Source organism: Microbispora sp. KK1-11, from assembly GCF_006874435.1.
Classification (GTDB): Bacteria; Actinomycetota; Actinomycetes; order Streptosporangiales; family Streptosporangiaceae; genus Microbispora; species Microbispora catharanthi.
The window spans coordinates 19,206-35,414 of record NZ_VIRJ01000032.1; the positions used below are offsets into that span (position 1 = coordinate 19,206).

The 16,209-nt window shown below is 72.6% G+C and carries 16 protein-coding genes; 10 read left to right on the forward strand and 6 right to left on the reverse strand.

Annotation, left to right across the window (positions count from 1 at the left end):
* The first annotated feature begins 67 nt into the window (after positions 1-67).
* Positions 68-1,534, forward strand: coding sequence for a leucyl aminopeptidase (locus FLW16_RS34180; RefSeq protein WP_396686884.1), 1,467 nt, complete (start codon positions 68-70; stop codon positions 1,532-1,534).
* A 102-nt stretch (positions 1,535-1,636) separates the two neighbouring features.
* The gene (locus tag FLW16_RS34185; protein ID WP_142564494.1) at positions 1,637-2,050 is read left to right on the forward strand and encodes a hypothetical protein; all 414 of its coding nucleotides are present in this window, start codon (positions 1,637-1,639) and stop codon (positions 2,048-2,050) included.
* Between the two features lie 40 nt (positions 2,051-2,090).
* Here FLW16_RS34185 and FLW16_RS34190 read toward each other — a convergent pair whose 3' ends face one another.
* On the reverse strand, positions 2,091-2,720 hold the full coding sequence (locus FLW16_RS34190; protein WP_142564496.1) for an O-methyltransferase: 630 nt from the start codon (positions 2,718-2,720) through the stop codon (positions 2,091-2,093).
* A 185-nt stretch (positions 2,721-2,905) separates the two neighbouring features.
* Here FLW16_RS34190 and sigE point away from each other — a divergent pair, with 185 nt between their 5' ends.
* The 4 genes from sigE (at position 2,906) to FLW16_RS34210 (ending at position 5,898) form a co-directional block, all read left to right on the forward strand.
* Positions 2,906-3,514 (forward strand): RNA polymerase sigma factor SigE, encoded by a 609-nt coding sequence (sigE, locus tag FLW16_RS34195; protein WP_079319394.1) that lies wholly within the window; start codon positions 2,906-2,908, stop codon positions 3,512-3,514.
* Positions 3,511-4,074 (forward strand): anti-sigma factor, encoded by a 564-nt coding sequence (locus FLW16_RS34200; RefSeq protein WP_142564498.1) that lies wholly within the window; start codon positions 3,511-3,513, stop codon positions 4,072-4,074. Before sigE ends, FLW16_RS34200 begins: the two co-directional genes overlap by 4 nt.
* A 107-nt stretch (positions 4,075-4,181) precedes the next feature.
* The gene (locus FLW16_RS34205; RefSeq protein WP_142564501.1) at positions 4,182-5,471 is read left to right on the forward strand and encodes a S1C family serine protease; all 1,290 of its coding nucleotides are present in this window, start codon (positions 4,182-4,184) and stop codon (positions 5,469-5,471) included.
* Positions 5,472-5,550: 79 nt separating this feature from the next.
* Entirely contained in the window at positions 5,551-5,898 is a 348-nt protein-coding gene (locus FLW16_RS34210; RefSeq protein ID WP_142564503.1) for a sec-independent translocase, read from the forward strand.
* Between the two features lie 6 nt (positions 5,899-5,904).
* On the opposite strand, the gene FLW16_RS34215 is transcribed toward FLW16_RS34210, so the two are convergent.
* Genes FLW16_RS34215 through FLW16_RS34225 form a run of 3 tightly spaced genes read right to left on the reverse strand, consistent with a single transcriptional unit; the run spans position 5,905 to position 8,758 of the window.
* Entirely contained in the window at positions 5,905-7,044 is a 1,140-nt protein-coding gene (locus FLW16_RS34215; protein WP_185949719.1) for an Mrp/NBP35 family ATP-binding protein, read from the reverse strand.
* A 17-nt stretch (positions 7,045-7,061) separates the two neighbouring features.
* Entirely contained in the window at positions 7,062-7,556 is a 495-nt protein-coding gene (locus tag FLW16_RS34220) for a DUF1003 domain-containing protein (RefSeq protein WP_142564505.1), read from the reverse strand.
* Complete coding sequence (locus tag FLW16_RS34225) at positions 7,553-8,758, reverse strand: magnesium transporter MgtE N-terminal domain-containing protein (protein WP_142564507.1); 1,206 nt, start codon at positions 8,756-8,758, stop codon at positions 7,553-7,555. The genes FLW16_RS34220 and FLW16_RS34225 overlap by 4 nt, the downstream gene beginning before the upstream one ends.
* A gap of 85 nt (positions 8,759-8,843) precedes the next feature.
* Between FLW16_RS34225 and FLW16_RS34230 the strand changes: the two genes are divergently transcribed.
* Complete coding sequence (locus FLW16_RS34230; RefSeq protein WP_142564655.1) at positions 8,844-9,788, forward strand: EamA family transporter; 945 nt, start codon at positions 8,844-8,846, stop codon at positions 9,786-9,788.
* Between the two features lie 19 nt (positions 9,789-9,807).
* Here FLW16_RS34230 and FLW16_RS34235 read toward each other — a convergent pair whose 3' ends face one another.
* On the reverse strand, positions 9,808-10,200 hold the full coding sequence (locus FLW16_RS34235) for a hypothetical protein (protein WP_142564509.1): 393 nt from the start codon (positions 10,198-10,200) through the stop codon (positions 9,808-9,810).
* 35 nt (positions 10,201-10,235) lie between these two features.
* Here FLW16_RS34235 and FLW16_RS34240 point away from each other — a divergent pair, with 35 nt between their 5' ends.
* The 3 genes from FLW16_RS34240 (at position 10,236) to FLW16_RS34250 (ending at position 15,756) form a co-directional block, all read left to right on the forward strand.
* The gene (locus FLW16_RS34240; protein WP_142564511.1) at positions 10,236-11,174 is read left to right on the forward strand and encodes a CoA ester lyase; all 939 of its coding nucleotides are present in this window, start codon (positions 10,236-10,238) and stop codon (positions 11,172-11,174) included.
* Positions 11,175-11,202: 28 nt separating this feature from the next.
* Positions 11,203-12,318: a CPBP family intramembrane glutamic endopeptidase gene (locus tag FLW16_RS34245; RefSeq protein ID WP_142564513.1), complete on the forward strand. Its 1,116-nt coding sequence runs from the start codon at positions 11,203-11,205 to the stop codon at positions 12,316-12,318.
* A gap of 276 nt (positions 12,319-12,594) precedes the next feature.
* Entirely contained in the window at positions 12,595-15,756 is a 3,162-nt protein-coding gene (locus tag FLW16_RS34250) for a DUF1513 domain-containing protein (RefSeq protein WP_142564515.1), read from the forward strand.
* Here the strand turns inward: FLW16_RS34250 and FLW16_RS34255 are convergent.
* A complete protein-coding gene (locus FLW16_RS34255) occupies positions 15,743-16,150 on the reverse strand; it encodes an NUDIX hydrolase (protein WP_142564517.1) in 408 nt (135 codons plus the stop codon). The genes FLW16_RS34250 and FLW16_RS34255 overlap by 14 nt on opposite strands.
* Between the last annotated feature and the right edge of the window lie 59 nt (positions 16,151-16,209).

Genomic DNA, 16,209 nt, shown 5'->3' on the forward strand with positions numbered 1-16,209 from the left:
GACCTGTTCGATTCACGGCCCTGGCGGCGGGTGATCCCGCCCCGGGGCCGCCCTGTTGGAGGTGGACGTGCCCATCGAGACCACGCCGGTCCTCGCCGGTCCTCACGGTAGTCAGGGTGCTCACGGTGCCGGGCCCGCGCCGGACGCCGACCTGGTGGCCGTGCCTTTCGGACCCGGGCCGACCCCGGCTCCGGCGCCCTGGCTGGAGTCTCCCGTGCCGGTGGACGCGCTGCTGGCGCACTACGAGGCCAAGGGAGAGCCCGGCGAGGTCGTGGAGGTGCCCACCGTCAGGGCCGGCGGCGTGCGGCGCGTCCTGCTGTACGGCACCGGCGACGGCTCGGCCGCCGCGCTGCGCAAGGCCGGGGCGGCCGTCGCGAGGCGGGCCAAGGGCCGGGCGTCGCTGTCGGTCGTCGTCCCCTCGGAGGGGGACGCGGCCGCTCTGGTCGAGGGCGCGCTGCTCGCGGCGTACACGTTCACCATCGGCAACGGCCGCACGAAGCCGGTCGGGGAGATCGTCTTCGTCGGCGGGGACGAGCGGGACCTGAAGCGCGGCGAGGCGGTCGCGCGGGCCACCGCGCTCGCCCGCGACCTCGTCAACACCCCCTCCTCCGTGAAGACGCCCGCCTGGCTCGCCGAGCAGGCGAAGGCGGTCGCCGCCGAGTCCGGGCTCGACGTACGCGTGTGGGAGGAGCCCGAGCTCGGCGAGTTCGGGGGCATCCGGGCGGTCGGGCAGGGATCGATCAGCCCGCCGCGCCTGGTCCAGCTCTCCTACACGCCGGAGAACCCGCGCGCCCACGTGGTGCTCGCCGGCAAGGGCATCACGTTCGACACCGGTGGCCTGTCCCTGAAGCCCACCGAGGGCATGAAGGCGATGAAGACCGACATGGCGGGCGGGGCCGCCGTCATCGCCGCGATGAGCGCGCTGGCGGCCTTCGACGCGCCGGTGCGGGTCACCGGTCTCGTGGCGTGCGCGGAGAACTCCATCTCCGGCTCGGCGCAGCGGCCCGGAGACGTCATCACCCAGTACGGCGGGCGCACGGTCGAGGTGCTGAACACCGACGCGGAGGGCCGTCTCGTGCTGGCGGACGCGCTGGCGTACGCGCACGCAGAACTGGACCCGGACGTCGTGATCGACGTCGCCACGCTGACCGGCGCGGCCAAGGTCGCGCTTGGCGTGAACCTGGGCGCGCTCTACACCACCGACGAGTCGCTGGCCGGGGACCTGATCGCCGCCGGAGAGGCCGGCGGGGAGCGGCTGTGGCGGATGCCGCTCGTCGAGGACTACCGCGCGATGCTCGACTCCGACGTGGCCGACCTGGCCAACGTCGACAAGGCGATGTCGGGCGCGGCGGGGTCGATCGCCGCCGCGCTGTTCCTGCGGGAGTTCACCGGCGGGCGGCCCTGGGCGCACCTGGACATCGCCGGGCCCGCGCGGGCCGCTTCCGACGAGGGCGAGATCACCAAGGGCGGCACCGGCTTCGGCGTCCGGCTGCTCCTGCGCTACCTCACCACCGTTTCCGCGAACGGCGTCTGACGGGCCCGATCGCAAATTCCGCCGCTGCGAACTTTCCGGCGGCTTCCGGTCTCCAACCCTCTGGAAGACACAGGAAGCCGCACAGAACGGAAAAGAACAGCGATGAAGAAGCTGCTGCTCGCCACGGCCGTCGCCGGTCTGGCCTTCGCCACCCTGGGCGCCGCCTCGGTATCGGCCTCCGCCTCCGTCTCCGCCGCGGCCTCGCCGCTCGCCACGGCGCGCATCGGCGACGGTCACGGCAACGCGCTGGCGGAGGCCACGCTGACCGACCGCAACACGATCATCATCTGCGACCGCAGCACCGACCACCGCTACGCGATGGCCAGGATCCGCTACGGCGGTCACACCTACCGCTACATGAACTTCTACAAGAACGTGGACTGCGTCGAGCAGAAGACCAGGAAGATGAACAGCGGAAAGATCGAGCTCTGGGCCTGCGTGAGCACGCCGTACAAGCTGAGGTTCGCCCGCTGCGGGGCGAAGCAGACCCTGGTGAGGGCCTACAAGATGGCCTGAGACGGAGCGGAGCGGTCCGTGGAGCGCTCCGCGGCGCCGGTCAGTCGAGCCTGACGGCGGCCAGCAGCCCGGAGCCGAGCGGCAGCATCAGGGGGCGCAGCCGCTCGTCGTTCCTGACGAGCTTGCCCAGCTCCCGGATCGCGACCGTGTCCGGGTCGCGTTGGGTGGGGTCGGCCACCTGGTCGTCGCAGAAGGCGTCGCCGAAGACGACGACCCCGCCCCGGCGCAGGAGCCGTACCGACTCGGTGAGGTAGTCGATGTACTCCTGCTTGGCCGCGTCGCAGAAGACCATGTCGTAGCCGCCGTCGGCGAGGCGGGGAAGGACGTCGAGCGCACGGCCGCCGATCAGCCGGATGCGGCTGCCGGAGAACCCCGCCTCCGCGAACGTCTGCCGAGCCATGCGCTGATGCTCCGGCTCCACGTCCACGCTCGTGAGCGTGCCGTCCGGGCGCATGCCGCGCAGCAGCCACAGGCCGGAGACCCCGCACCCGGTGCCGACCTCCACCACCGAGCGTGCGTTCACCACGGTGGCGAGGAAGCAGAGCGCCGCTCCGCACCCGGGCAGGATCGGGCGCGCCCCGACCTCGATGCCACGCCGGCGCGCGGTCCGCAGGATGTCGTCCTCCGGGACGAACTCCTCCGCGTACTCCAGGCTGGCCGGTGTCGCCATCGGCCTCTCCCTCCCCTGCTTCATCTTGGACGCAGCCTAGGGGAGTCGGACCGGAACGGGAACTCACGCCACAACGGGGACGTTGCACGCTTTGAACGGTCTTTGTTCGAGACCGCTCAGCCCGCGGTGCGCAGGAAGGGGCGAAACCAGGCACTATGGCTGTAGCGACGATCCTGCAGAGAGGAATGCCGGTGGACGAGCACGACCACCAGGCGGAGACTTCGGTGTCCGACTGGACGCCTCCCACTTGGGAGGAGGTCGTCAGAACTCATTCCGCTCGGGTCTACCGGCTGGCCTATCGGCTGACGGGCAACGTCCACGACGCCGAGGACCTCACTCAGGAGGTCTTCGTCCGGGTCTTCCGGTCCCTGTCGAGCTACACCCCGGGCACGTTCGAGGGGTGGCTGCACCGGATCACGACGAACCTCTTCCTCGACATGGCGCGGCGCAGGCAGCGCATCCGCTTCGAGGGGCTGGCGGACGACGCCGCCGAGCGGCTGCACGGCCGCGAGCCGTCCCCGGCGCAGGCGTACGACGACGCGCACCTGGAGCCCGACATCCAGGCCGCGCTCGACGCCCTGGCGCCGGAGTTCCGGGCGGCCGTGGTGCTGTGCGACATCGAGGGACTGTCCTACGAGGAGATCGCCGCGACGCTCGGCGTGAAACTCGGCACGGTGCGCAGCCGCATTCACCGCGGCCGCGCCCAACTGCGGGAGGCACTCGACCACCGGGCGCCCTCCGCGAACCGGAACGGCGATCAAACCCCCCCTTCAATCAGCAGGGAGGGACTGTGAGTCATCTTGGCGAGCGCGTCTCCGCGCTCATCGACGGCGAACTCAGTCACAACGAGCGGGAACGCGCGCTCGCGCACCTGACGTTCTGCGCGGACTGCCGCGCGGAGGTCGACGCGATGCGGGCGCTGAAGACCCGCCTGCGGTCCATGGATCCGCCCGCCATGCCGGCGGACCTCACCATGTCGCTGCTCCGCATGGCGGAGCCGGGAGGGCCGTTGCCGCCGCGAATGCGGCCCTTTCCCGACCATCCGGCCTTCGGCACCGGAAGGCTCCCCGGCATGCACGCCGCCGGGCCCATGGACAACCGGCCCCGGGGCCGGGACGAGGGACGATCGGGGCCGGGACGGCCAGGAAGGGCCAGACGCGCGGGATACGTCGCCGTGGGAATGGCCGGCGCCGCCGTCGCCCTCGGCACCATGCTCATGGCCGGAGGATCCACGGCCACCCCGAACCCGACACCCGGCCAGATGTTCGTACAGCATCCCGCCCAGAACAGGGCGCCCGTGGTGAGCGTGTCGCCCACCCCGTCACCGAGCGTCACCAGAGGGCTTTCGCGCTGATTCGAGGAATCGGCATACGATCGGACACCGTAGCCGACGTGTGCCGCTTCCCTCGTTACCGCGGCTGCCCAAGCGGATGACGCCGTGTGCGAGGAGTGACTGCCGCGATGACCGACAACACGCGTCCCTACGGCGCGTCGGACCGGCCCGAGTTCCTTCCCGCGGGCGAGGAGCCACAGGGCTCTCCGGGCGGCCCTCCGCCCTCCACCGGCCCGTACGGCATGGGCCCCGGATGGGCTCCGCCGCCGCTGTATCCCGTCGTGCCGCAGCGGGAGCCGCGCGGCCCCAACATCGCCCTGTACGCCGCCCTGGCCGTGGTCATCGCGCTCGTGGCGGCCGGGGTGGCGAGCTGGGGCACGTTCCTGCTGACGCGCCAGTCCTCCGGCATCGACCCCGGATACGCGCTGAGCACGCCGTCGAAGCAGCCCACGGCCCGGCCGCCCGAGTCCGTGGCCGGGGTGGCCGCCAAGGTCCTGCCCAGCGTGGTCTCGCTGGAGGTCAAGGGCAACAGCGAGTCCGGCACCGGATCGGGCTTCGTCATCAAGGGCGGCTACATCGTCACGAACAACCACGTGGTGGCCGTCGCGGGACAGGCCGGGGAGATCCGCATCCGCTACAACGACCGCACCTCCTCGGGGGCGCGCGTCGTCGGCCGCGACCCCAACTCCGACATCGCGGTCGTCAAGCCCGACGGGACCGTCAAGGCGCCGGAGCTGCCCCTCGGCAACTCCGACGGCGTGGTCGTCGGCGACCCGGTCATCGCGGTCGGCTCGCCCCTCGGCCTGTCCGGCACGGTGACCACCGGCATCGTCAGCTCGCTCAACCGGCCCGTCGAGGCGGGCGGCAGCACCGGGTCCGACTACGCGCTCATCAACGCGATCCAGACGGACGCCGCCATCAACCCCGGCAATTCGGGCGGCCCCCTGGTCAACGCCGCGGGCCAGGTGATCGGGGTGAACTCGGCGATCGCCACCGTCGGCGGGTCCCTGCTCGGCCAGCAGTCCGGCAGCATCGGCCTCGGCTTCGCGATCCCGGTGAACCAGGTGCGCCGGATCGCCCAGGAGCTCATCACCACCGGGACGGCCCGCACCTCCAGGATCGGCATCACGATCGACCAGAGCTACCAGGGCCAGGGGGTGCGGATCGCCACCCAGACCGCGGGCGGCGCCGTGCCGGTCACGCCGGGAGGTCCGGCCGCGAAGGCGGGCCTGCACGCCGGGGACGTCATCCTGGAGGTCGACGGCCAGCCCGTGAGCGACAGCAGGGAACTGATCGTCACCATCCGCAGCAAGGCCCCCGGCGACCAGGTGCGGATCAAGTTCCGGCACGACGGCGAGGTGCGGACGGCGACGGTCACGGTCGGCGCGGCTCCCGCCCCCAGCGCGCATCCCTCATGAAGCAGGGCGTCCCCTGTCCACAGCTTGGGGCGCGGGCATTAGTCTGATTTCAGCGTCGCACGTGCAGGAGGAGATCGCCATGTTCGGACTCGGCTGGGGGGAGGCCCTGGCGCTGGTGGTGATCGCCCTACTCGTCTTCGGACCGGAGAAGCTTCCTCAGGCAGCCTCGCAGGCGGGCCGTACGCTGCGGCAGCTCCGGCAGATGGCCAACAACGCGAAGGCCGACCTGCAGGCCAACATGGGGCCCGAGTTCGCCAACTTCGACCCGGCCGACCTCAACCCCAAGAACTTCGTGCGCAAGCACCTGCTCGACGACCTCGAGAAGGACTGGAACGACACCTCGGCGACGACGACGGCCGAGCCGGTCGCCCCCACGCCGGAACTGGGCGTGGGGGAGATCCCGCCGTACGACAACGAGGCGACCTGACCCGCTCTAGTGCTTGACCGGTGAGATGTCGAGCTTCAGGCCCTTGAGGCTGGTCGACTTCTTGCCGAGCCCGGTCGCGATCCGGCGCAGCTCGGCGGCCGCCGGGGCGTCGGGGTCGGTCAGCACGAGCGGCTTGCCCTCGTCGCCGCCCTCACGCAGCCGCATGTCGATCGGCACCTGGCCGAGCAGCGGCACGCGCGCGCCCAGCGTGCGGGTCAGCGCGTCGGCCACGGTCTGGCCGCCGCCCTCGCCGAACACCGAGATGCGCTCGTCGCAGTGCGGGCAGGGCAGCCACGCCATGTTCTCGATGACGCCCGCGATCTGCTGGTGGGTCTGGGCGGCGATCGACCCGGCGCGCTCGGCCACCTCGGCGGCGGCCTGCTGCGGGGTCGTCACGACCAGGATCTCGGCCGTGGGCAGGCGCTGGGCGACCGAGATCGCGATGTCGCCGGTGCCCGGGGGCAGGTCCATCAGCAGGACGTCGAGGTCGCCCCAGTAGACGTCGGTCAGGAACTGGTACAGCGCGCGGTCGAGCATCGGGCCGCGCCACACCACCGGCGTGTTGCCCTCGGGCTTGAACATGCCGACCGAGATGACCTTGATGTCATGCGCCACCGGCGGCATGATCATGTCCTCGACCTTGGTGGGCCGCTCGCTCACGCCGAGCATGCGCGGCACCGAGTGGCCGTAGATGTCGGCGTCCACGACGCCGACCTTCAGGCCCTGGGAGGCCATCGCGGCGGCGAGGTTCACCGTGACCGACGACTTGCCGACGCCGCCCTTGCCGCTCGCGACGGCGAACACGCGGGTCAGCGAGCCGGGCTTGGAGAAGGGGATCTCCTTCTCGGGCCCGCGGTCGCCGCGCAGCTTCGTCTGCAGTTCCTTGCGCTGCTCGGCGCTCATGACGTCCATGTCCACGTGGACGCGGGACACGCCGTCGATCCGGGATACGGCTCCGGTGACGTCGCGGGTGATGGTGTCCTTCAGCGGGCAGCCGGCGACGGTCAGGAGCACGCCAACGCGCACCACCCCGTCGGGGGAGATGTCGACGTTCTTGACCATGCCGAGCTCGGTGATCGGCCGGCGGATCTCCGGGTCGTTCACCGTCGCCAGCGCGGCCATGACCAGTTCAGGGGATGGTGCCATGAATCCATGCTATGGACTCAGCGGGAATCCTCCGAACCCGCCCCGCGTGATCTGGCCCCGGCCTCGCTCAGCTCCTCCTGCAGGCGCTGGAGCTCGGAGCGGATGTAGTCGCGCGTGGCCACCTCGCCGAGCGCGATGCGCAGGCCGGCGATCTCCCGGGTGAGGTACTCGATCTCGGCCTGGTTGCGCTCGGCCGTCACCCTGTCCTGCTCGTACTGGATGCGGTCGCGGTCGGCCTGCCGGTTCTGCGCCAGCAGGATCAGCGGCGCGGCGTACGACGCCTGGAGCGAGAGCATCAGGGTCAGGAAGATGAACGGATAGGGGTCGAACTTGTACGGCGCGAACACGTTCCACGCGAGCCACACCCCGACGAACACGGTCATGTAGACGATGAACCGCGCCGTGCCGAGGAACCGCGCGAACCGCTCGGAGAACTCGCCGAACGCCTCGGGGTCGTAGTACAGCCGCAGGCGGGGAGTCAGCTCGCGCGGCTGGTCGAGACGTTCTGTCATGGGCGTTCCCGCCAGTCCTCCGGAAGCATGTGGTCGAGCACGTCGTCGACGGTCACCGCGCCGAGCAGCCGGCACAGCTCGTCCACGACGGGGACCGCGACCAGGTTGTACGTCGCGAGGTAGGCCGCCACCTCGTGCACCGTGAGCTCGGGCCTGATCGGGTCCACCGTGATGTCTATCACGCTGCCGAGCAGCGTCGACGGCGGCTCCCGCAGCAGGCGCTGGAAGTGCGCCATCCCCAGGAAGCGCCCGGTCGGCGTCTCGCTCGGCGGGCGGGTGACGTACACCTGGGCGGCGATGGCGGGGGGCCGCTCCTCCTGGCGGATGTGCGCGAGGGCCTCGGCCACGGTCGAGGTCGGCGGGAGGATGACCGGCTCGGTCGTCATCATGCCGCCGGCGGTGAACTCGCCGTAGGTCAGCAGCCGCCGGACCGGCGCGGCCTCCTCCGGCACCATGAGCCGCAGCAGTCCCTCGGCCTGCTCGGTGGGCAGCTCCTGCAGCAGGTCGGCGGCGTCGTCCGGGCTCATCTCCTCCAGCACGTCGGCGGCGCGCTCCTGGTGCAGCCGGCTCAGCACGAGCACCTGGTCGCGCTCGGGCAGTTCCTCCAGGACGTCGGCGAGCCGGTCGTCGTCCAGGGCGGCGGCGACCTCGGCCATCCGCTTGGTGGGCAGCTCGTGCAGCATGTTCGCCATGTCGGCCGGGCGCAGCGCCTCGAAGACGGCGAGCAGGTTGGCCGCGCCCTGGTCCTTCTGGATCCCGGTGAAGCCGGTGACCTCGTCCCAGTCCACGATCAGCGTCTCGCCCCTGCGCCGCGTCCCGCGGCGCACCGCCACCTTCGTGATGAGCCAGTCGGACGGCCGGGGCTGCTCCATGGCCAGGTCCTGTACGGTCACCCGCTCGCCCTTGTACTCGACGGTGCGGTCGAGCATCTCCCCGATGGCGAGCGTCTCGGCGTCCCGGCACTCGAACCTGCGCATGTTGAGCTTGCCGGTGAAGATGAGGGCGCGGGCCTCGATGCTGGTGATCCTGGTGATCGGCAGGAAGACGCGGCGGCGTGGCTGGACCTCGACGACGAAGCCGTGGACCCTGGGGAGCAGCGGTCCCCGCAGCGAGACGACGACGTCCCGGATCCGGCCGATCTGGTCGCCGGCCGGGTCGAAGACCGCCAGCCCCGCCAGGCGGGCCACGAAGATCCGATCCACTCTGTCAGGTTACGCAAGGATGCGGACCGCTCCGGGTTATGACAGGATCAAAGCCGTTTATTGGTAATTACATGGGCAGGTGACGATGAGGGCTGTCAGCCTGGCGATCGCGGGCGTCTCGGCCTTCTGCTTCGGGTTCTCCGGACCGATGGCGAAGATCCTCGGCGTGGCGGGGCTCGCGCCGCTGGAGGCCGTGTGGGTCCGCATGGCGGGGGCCGGCGTGCTCCTGCTGGCGGTCCTGGCCGCCGTCAGGCCGCGCGCGCTGCGCATCCCCCGCGACCGCCTGCTGTTCTTCGCGGCGTACGCCGTGATCGCCGTGGCCGCCGTGCAGGCCCTGTACTTCGTGGCCATCACCCGGCTGCCGGTCGGTGTGGCGCTGCTTATCGAGTACACCTCTCCGGTGGTGGTGGTCCTGTGGGTGCGGTTCGTCCGGCGGCTGCGGCTGCCGCGCTCGGCCTACCTGGGGGCGCTGATCGCGGTCGTCGGGCTGGCGATCGTCGTGCAGGTCTGGGAGGGGCTGCGCCTCGACGCGCTCGGGCTGCTGCTCGCCCTGGTCGCCGCCGCCTGCTGCGCCGGATATTTCCTAATGAGCGATTCGTTCGGGGACGACGTGGACACGCTGGGCCTGATCGGCTGGGGCATGCTCGGCTCGGCGGTGGTCCTGCTGCCCCTCTCCCGGCCCTGGAACATCGACTGGCCGGCGTTCACCCGCGCCGTGGAGGTCTCCGGTCACACGGTGCCGGTCGCCGCGGCCGGCGTCGTGCTGGTCGTGGTGGCCACCGTGGTCGCGTACGCGACCGGGGTCACGGCCGTGCGGCGGCTGTCGGCCGCGGTCGGGGCGACGGTCGCCTCGGTGGAGGTCATCGCGGGGGCGGTGATCGCCTGGGTGCTGCTCGGAGAACGGCTGGGAGCCGCCCAGATCGCCGGAGGCGTGATCGTGCTCGCCGGGGCACTGCTGGCCCAGACCGCGACCGTACGGCTCGGCTCGGCGCACCACACCGCAGAGGTGGCCGAGACCGTACGCGTGTGAGGCTCAGGCGCGGGCTGGTTCAGGCGCTGGGTGGTTCGGGTGCGGGGGTGAGCCGTACGACGGTGGACTCCTCGGCCCAGCGGGCGGTCAGACCGGCGGCGTCGCGGGCGTTCAGGCGCTCCTTGGCCAGCGCGGCCACGGCCTCGGGGGCGGCCGCCTGGTCCGCCACCTCGGCGACGGCAGGGAAACGGACGAGTTCGGCGCCGTTGTCCTTGCTGCGCAGCACGACCTCGATCTCGCCCCGCCCGGCCGCGAGCTCGGCCAGCCCGGGCAGGGACTGCTCCCCTCCGCCGGTCACCACGTAGACCGCGCCGTCGTGCCACACGTGCCAGGCCAGCCGGACCCCGGAGGGCAGGCCGAGCCACAGCACGTTGGACTTCTTCGCGCCCTCTTCGATCACCGGGAGGTTCATGCCTCCCAGCCTATTGACCGCGCTACGGTGTGCCCATGCGCGCTCGACGTTCGTGCCTGGCGGTGCCGGGCAGCAACCCGCGTTTCCTGGACAAGGCCCAGGGCCTCGCCGCCGACGAGGTCTTCCTCGACCTGGAGGACTCCGTCGCCCCCGGTGCGAAGGACGAGGCGCGCCGCAACGTCGTCGCCGCGCTCAGGGAGGGCGACTGGACGGGGAAGACGGTCGTCGTCCGGGTCAACGACCTCACCACCCGCTGGACCTACCGGGACGTCATCGAGGTCGTCGAAGGCGCCGGCGACCGGCTCGACTGCCTCATGCTGCCGAAGGTCGGGGACGCCTCCCAGGTGGCCTGGCTCGACACCCTTCTCGGCCAGATCGAGCGGGCCACCGGCCTGCCCGAGGGCGGCATCGGCATCGAGGCGCAGATCGAGGACGCCCGGGGCCTCGTCAACGTCGACGACATCGCCGCCTCCTCGCCCCGGCTGGAGACGCTGGTCTTCGGCCCGGCCGACTTCATGGCCTCGATCGGCATGCGGACGCTCGTCGTGGGCGAGCAGCCCCCCGGGTATGGCGAAGGGGACGCCTACCACTACATCCTCATGCGCATCCTGATGGCCGCCCGCGCGCACGGCCTCCAGGCGATCGACGGGCCATACCTGCAGATCCGCGATCTGGACGGCTTCCGCCGGGTGGCCATGCGGTCGGCCGCCCTCGGGTTCGACGGCAAGTGGGTGCTCCACCCGTCGCAGGTGGAGGCGGCCAACGAGGTGTTCTCGCCGTCGCAGGAGGATTACGACCACGCCGAGCTCATCCTCGACGCGTACGAGTACTACACGACGGTCGAGAAGCGGGGCGCGGTCATGCTGGGCAACGAGATGATCGACGAGGCGTCGCGGAAGATGGCCTTGGTGGTGGCGGCCAAGGGCCGCGCCGCCGGCCTTCCCCGGTCAGGCTCCTTCACCCCGCCCAGCTGATCACCCGCGGCACGCGAAGAATGGACATATGAACGAACCACAGCCGGGCCCGGATCAGGCCGCCGGCCCGAACCAGCTGCCCGGTCCCTACCTGGCGCCCGGGCCGTACGCGGGCGGGACCGCCTGGCCGGCCGGTCCGCCGCAGCCGCTGCGACAGCCGCTGCCGCAGCCGCCGCCACACCCTGCGGCCCAGCCGCAGTGGTCGTATCCGGGGCCGTATGCGTGGGGGCCGCCCCCGCGTACCCGCTGGGACGTCCCGCCTCCGCCCGGCACCCGCTACGACCGCCTGGCCCGGACGCCGTTGCACCGCTGGTGGCGGCCGATCGTCGGCACCGTGGCGATCATCGTGGTCTTTCTGGCGCTCTCGATCCTCGTCGGCCTGGTGGCCTTCGTGGTCTCGCTCTTCACCGGCGTGCCCATGGTGCGGACGGGGACCCGGCTGTTCGCCGATCCCGTCCTCGACCTCGGATTCCAGCTGGGGGTCATCGCGCTGCTGCTGCCGCTGGTGCTCGGCGCGGCGTGGCTGTTCCAGCGAAGACCGCCGGGGTCGCTGTCGTCGGTGGCCCTGCGGCTGCGGTGGCGGTGGCTGGGGGCCTGCCTGCTGGTCGCGCTGGTGGCGGTCGTGCTCGGTCAGGCGGTCGAGGCGGGGACGCTGATGTCCGCCGGCGTGGATCCCGGATTGCGCTGGGCGGGCTGGGAGGAGTTCCTCCCGGCCATCATCGTGATCCTGCTGCTGGTGCCGTTCCAGTCGGCGGCCGAGGAGTACGCCTACCGCGGGTGGATCATCCAGGGGTTCGGGGCGTACCTGCGCACTCCGTGGCCGGCGATCCTGGTGGGCGCGGCGGCCTTCGCCGCCTCGCACGGCTACACGGGCTGGGGGATCGTCTACGTCTTCGCGTTCGGCATGCTCATGGGGTGGCTGGCGGTCCGCACCGGCGGACTGGAGGCGCCGATCGCCCTCCACGTGACCAACAACGTCGTGGCGTTCGGAGTCGTCGCGGCCTCGGGGGACATGGGAAGCGCGATGGAACAGGGCGAGGTGCCCTGGGAGGCGCTGATCGGATCGGCCGTCCAGTTCGCGGTTTTCGGCATCGGCGTGCTGATAATCGCCCGAAAGTGGGCAATTCAGACTCTCTCCCGATAAATCTCACTAGAGAGGTATGGCCCCCGCGCTTTTCCCGTGTTGCTCTGGATTCGTGATGGGGTATCACTGTGATCGCTTTGCCGTACGACAGGTGGAACGGTCCGGATTGACCTCTCCGGGGAGGAGGTACTGAGCGTGGCCTCAGGCCCCCACGAGCGCGACCGCCGGCGCGACGCAGGCGAACCCTCCTCCGTGCCTCCGCCGGAGCTGCATCACCGGCCGCCCGGCCCGTCCCCGTGGGCGCTGCCTCCGTTCGCGGCCCCGATTCCCGAGGACATGGCACCGGATGACGCGGGTGAGCCGGGGGACGACGAGGACACCCGGCCGTACCCCAGGATCGGCGACCCGGACTTAGGCGATCCCGACTTACGCGGCGACGTCTGGGCCCCGCGCCCCGGATCGGACGCGGGCGGCGGGCCGGAGCCGGACGCACGGCGCGACCGCGGGCCCAGAACAGGCCGCAGGCCGTACGCGGCGCCGTACGGGACGGGGCCGTCCGGGACGGGCGAACCGCGGCACAGCCGCTCCGGCGGACGAAGTCCCGAGGACCCCGGCGAGCCCGGCGACGCCGGCGCGACCGGCCCGCCCGGCCGCGCGGACGCCCCCACGACCTGGCATGGCGAGGGTGCCAGGTCGGCGGGGGAGACGGCACAGGAGTCCACAGCGCAGGATGAGGGCCGGCGCCGCCGGATCGTGAACCGGCCGGACAAGCTGGTCGCCTCAGGCCCGCCCCGGCGGCGGCGTGCCCAGATCCCCCGCGAGAACCCGGACGGGCCCGGCGCCCCCGAAATCGACACCCCTACGCCGGGACCGCTGCGCGAGCACGACGCCGATGAGCACGACCCCGGCGAGCGGGGGGAGCACGTGTGGGCGCACACGCCACCCGAGCCCGCCTCCCGTCACGGAGTGGGAGAGCCCTCCGGCATTCGCATGAGCCCCGAGATCCCGGTCGAGCCCGAGCACGACGACGAGCCGGTCGAGCCGGTCGAGCCGGTCGAGCGCATCGGGCGTCCGCCGGGAGGCCGCCCGGCCCGTCCCGACGTGCTCGTGGCCGTCGGCCCGTCCCGGGGGAGCGGCGGGCGCCGCCACAGGCGGGTGCTGCCGGTCCGGCGGTTCCCTCCGCGCCTCCCCCGGATGGTCGCCCCTGCGGTGATCGCCGTGGTCCTCGTCGCGGCCGCCGTGCTGGGCGTGGCCGTCGTCAGGTGGGCCGGCGGCCCGTCCACGGCCGGGCTGCGCCTCGCCGCCGGCGACGGCCAGTCGGGCGACGCGGCGTTCTCGGCGCCCGGGCTGCCGGGCAACGGCTCCAGCCAGGTGCTCAACGCGTTCGCCGCGGCGGGCGCGACGGTGGTGGCGGCGGGCAGCGACACGACGAGCCCGCTCGCACGGCCGCTGTTCCTCGTGTCCGCCGACGGCGGCGCGCACTGGCAGACGGGCCGGGTCGCCGACGCCCCGGGGTACGAGTCCTCGCCCGGGGCTGTCGGCAGGGTCGCGGGCGGCGACGGCCGCTGGCTCGCCGTCGGAACCGACGCGCCCGGCTCCGCGGGCCCGGCCGCGCGCGGCATGTGGACCTCCTCCGACGGCCGGTCCTGGACCGCGGTGGACCCCGCCCGGCTGACCGCGTTCTGGAGCCAGGACAGGATCACCGACGTGGCGCGGACCGCGACCGGCTTCCTCGCCGTGGGCGCCACGACCCTCCGTGACGGCACGGCGGGCCCGGTCGCCTGGGTGTCGCCCGACGGCGTCGGCTGGACGAGGGTGGACACCGACCAGATCGGCACCCCGGACAAGGTCAGGGCGATGCGGGCGGTGGCCGCTCGGGGCGACCGGGTGGTGGCGCTGGCCGATCCGGGCTCGGGCGACTCCATCTCGGTCGTCCTGCGCTCAGACGACGGCGGCCGCACGTGGTTGCGCACGGCCGCGGCCCTGGCGGACGTACGAGCGGAGCCCGGCGCGCTGGCCGTGACCGGGAAGGGCTTCGTGCTCGTGCCCACACGGCAGAAGTCGGACGGCGGCGAGGTCCGGGTCTACTGCTCGCCTGAGGGCGCCGACTGGACCCAGTGCGGCACGATAGGGCCGCTCGGCGCGGAGGGGACGGGCGTGCGCGGCCTGGCCGCGTCGGCGGCGGGCGTCGCGGCGGTGGCCGAGTCGGCCTGGGAACGGTACGCCGTCTACACCAGCCAGGACGGGCGCAAGTGGACCAGGAGCGCCGACCTCGGCGGGATCCCCGGGACGCTGCGCGGGCTGGCCATCACCGACGCCGGGGTGCTCGTGGCCGGCGGCGACAAGCGCGGGCCCGGCGACGTGGAGAACCTCCCCGTGCTGATCACCGCGGGGAAGGGCGAGGCGGCGCACACCGTGCCGCTCAAGGAGATCGCCGGGCTCAACCGGCTCGCCAGGGACACCGCCGACGTCGCCGCCGCCAGCGGCACGTTCGTGGCCGTGGGCGCGGCCAACGGCGACGCCGCGATCTGGACGAGCGGCAACAACGGGGCCAACTGGAAGGACGCGGCGTTCCCCGACCTGCTGGGCGGACCGGGTCGCCAGGCGCTCAGCGGCGTGGCGCACGGCCCCAGGGGATGGCTCGCCGTCGGCAGCACGACGACCGACCCGGCGGTGACCCGGCCGCTGCTGGTCACCTCGGCCGACGGGAAGAGCTGGCGGCCGGGTCCCGCCATCGAGGTGCCCGCGGGTCACTTCCTGCTCGCGCCCGGCGTGGTGGCCGCAGGGCCGAAGGGCTACGTCCTGGCGGGGGAGGACAGGTCGGCCACAGGGACGCTGCCCGCCCTGTGGTTCAGCCCCGACCTCAAGCGGTTCACCCGTTCCGCGCCGGGGAGCATGCCGGCCGGAGGGGCGGGGGTGCGCCTCTACGACGTCACGGCGACGCCCGGCGGGTTCGTGGCGGTCGGCGGGTCGGGCACCGCCGACCGTGAGACCGGGGTGGTCTGGGTCTCCACCGACGGGCTCAACTGGAACGCCCGCGGCCGGGTCCTGCCGCCGGACACCACCTCGGCCGGGCTGCGCCACGTGGTCGCCACCAAGGCCGGCGTGGTGGTGGCCGGCACCGCGATGACCGAGGACGGTCCCCGCCCGTTCTCCGCGCTGTCCACCGACGACGGCGCGAGCTGGGAGTACGGCACGCTGCCCGCCGACGCCGCCGCCTCGGTCCTCGACCTGACCGCGACCGGGCGGGGACTGGTCGCCGTCGGGTCGCACCGGTCGCCCGCGGGGGGCGGCGAGGCCGACAGCGCCGCCTGGGTGTCCGAGGACGGGGTGGACTGGTCGCGCCAGACGCTCACCCAGGACGGCCTCGGCGGCCAGGGGACGCAGTGGCTCGGGGCGGTGGCGGTCTCCGGCGACCGGGTCGTGGCCATCGGCAGGTCGGCCGGCTACGCCGACGACCATCTGACCATCTGGCGCAGCACCGTCACGGAGCGGTGATCCCGGAGACGACCCCCCATCCGGCGAGGGCGTCGGCGAGGCCGTCGGTCAGCGGGAGCCGTACGAGGTCGGACGGCGCGCACCAGCGGGCGTCGGCGGCGTCGTCCCCGGCGACCGGCACGCCCGAGGCGGTCGCCACGTAGTCGTGGATCTCGTAGGTCGCGCCGCCGGGGGCGGGCCGCAGCACGGTCCCGGCGAGCCGCACGACGGTGACGTCGAGGCCGGTCTCCTCGCGCAGCTCGCGGCGCAGCGCCTGCTCGTCGCTCTCGCCGGGCTCGACCCTGCCGCCGGGCAGCGACCACAGCCCCTCGCCGGGAGGGCGGCCCCGCCGCACGAGCAGCAGACGCCCCTCGGCGTCGGTGACGATCGCGCCCACACATCTGATGCACCGCACATCACCAAGATTACGACTAGATAACGGGCAGACTCTTGACGTACGGACGTCACGGAAGC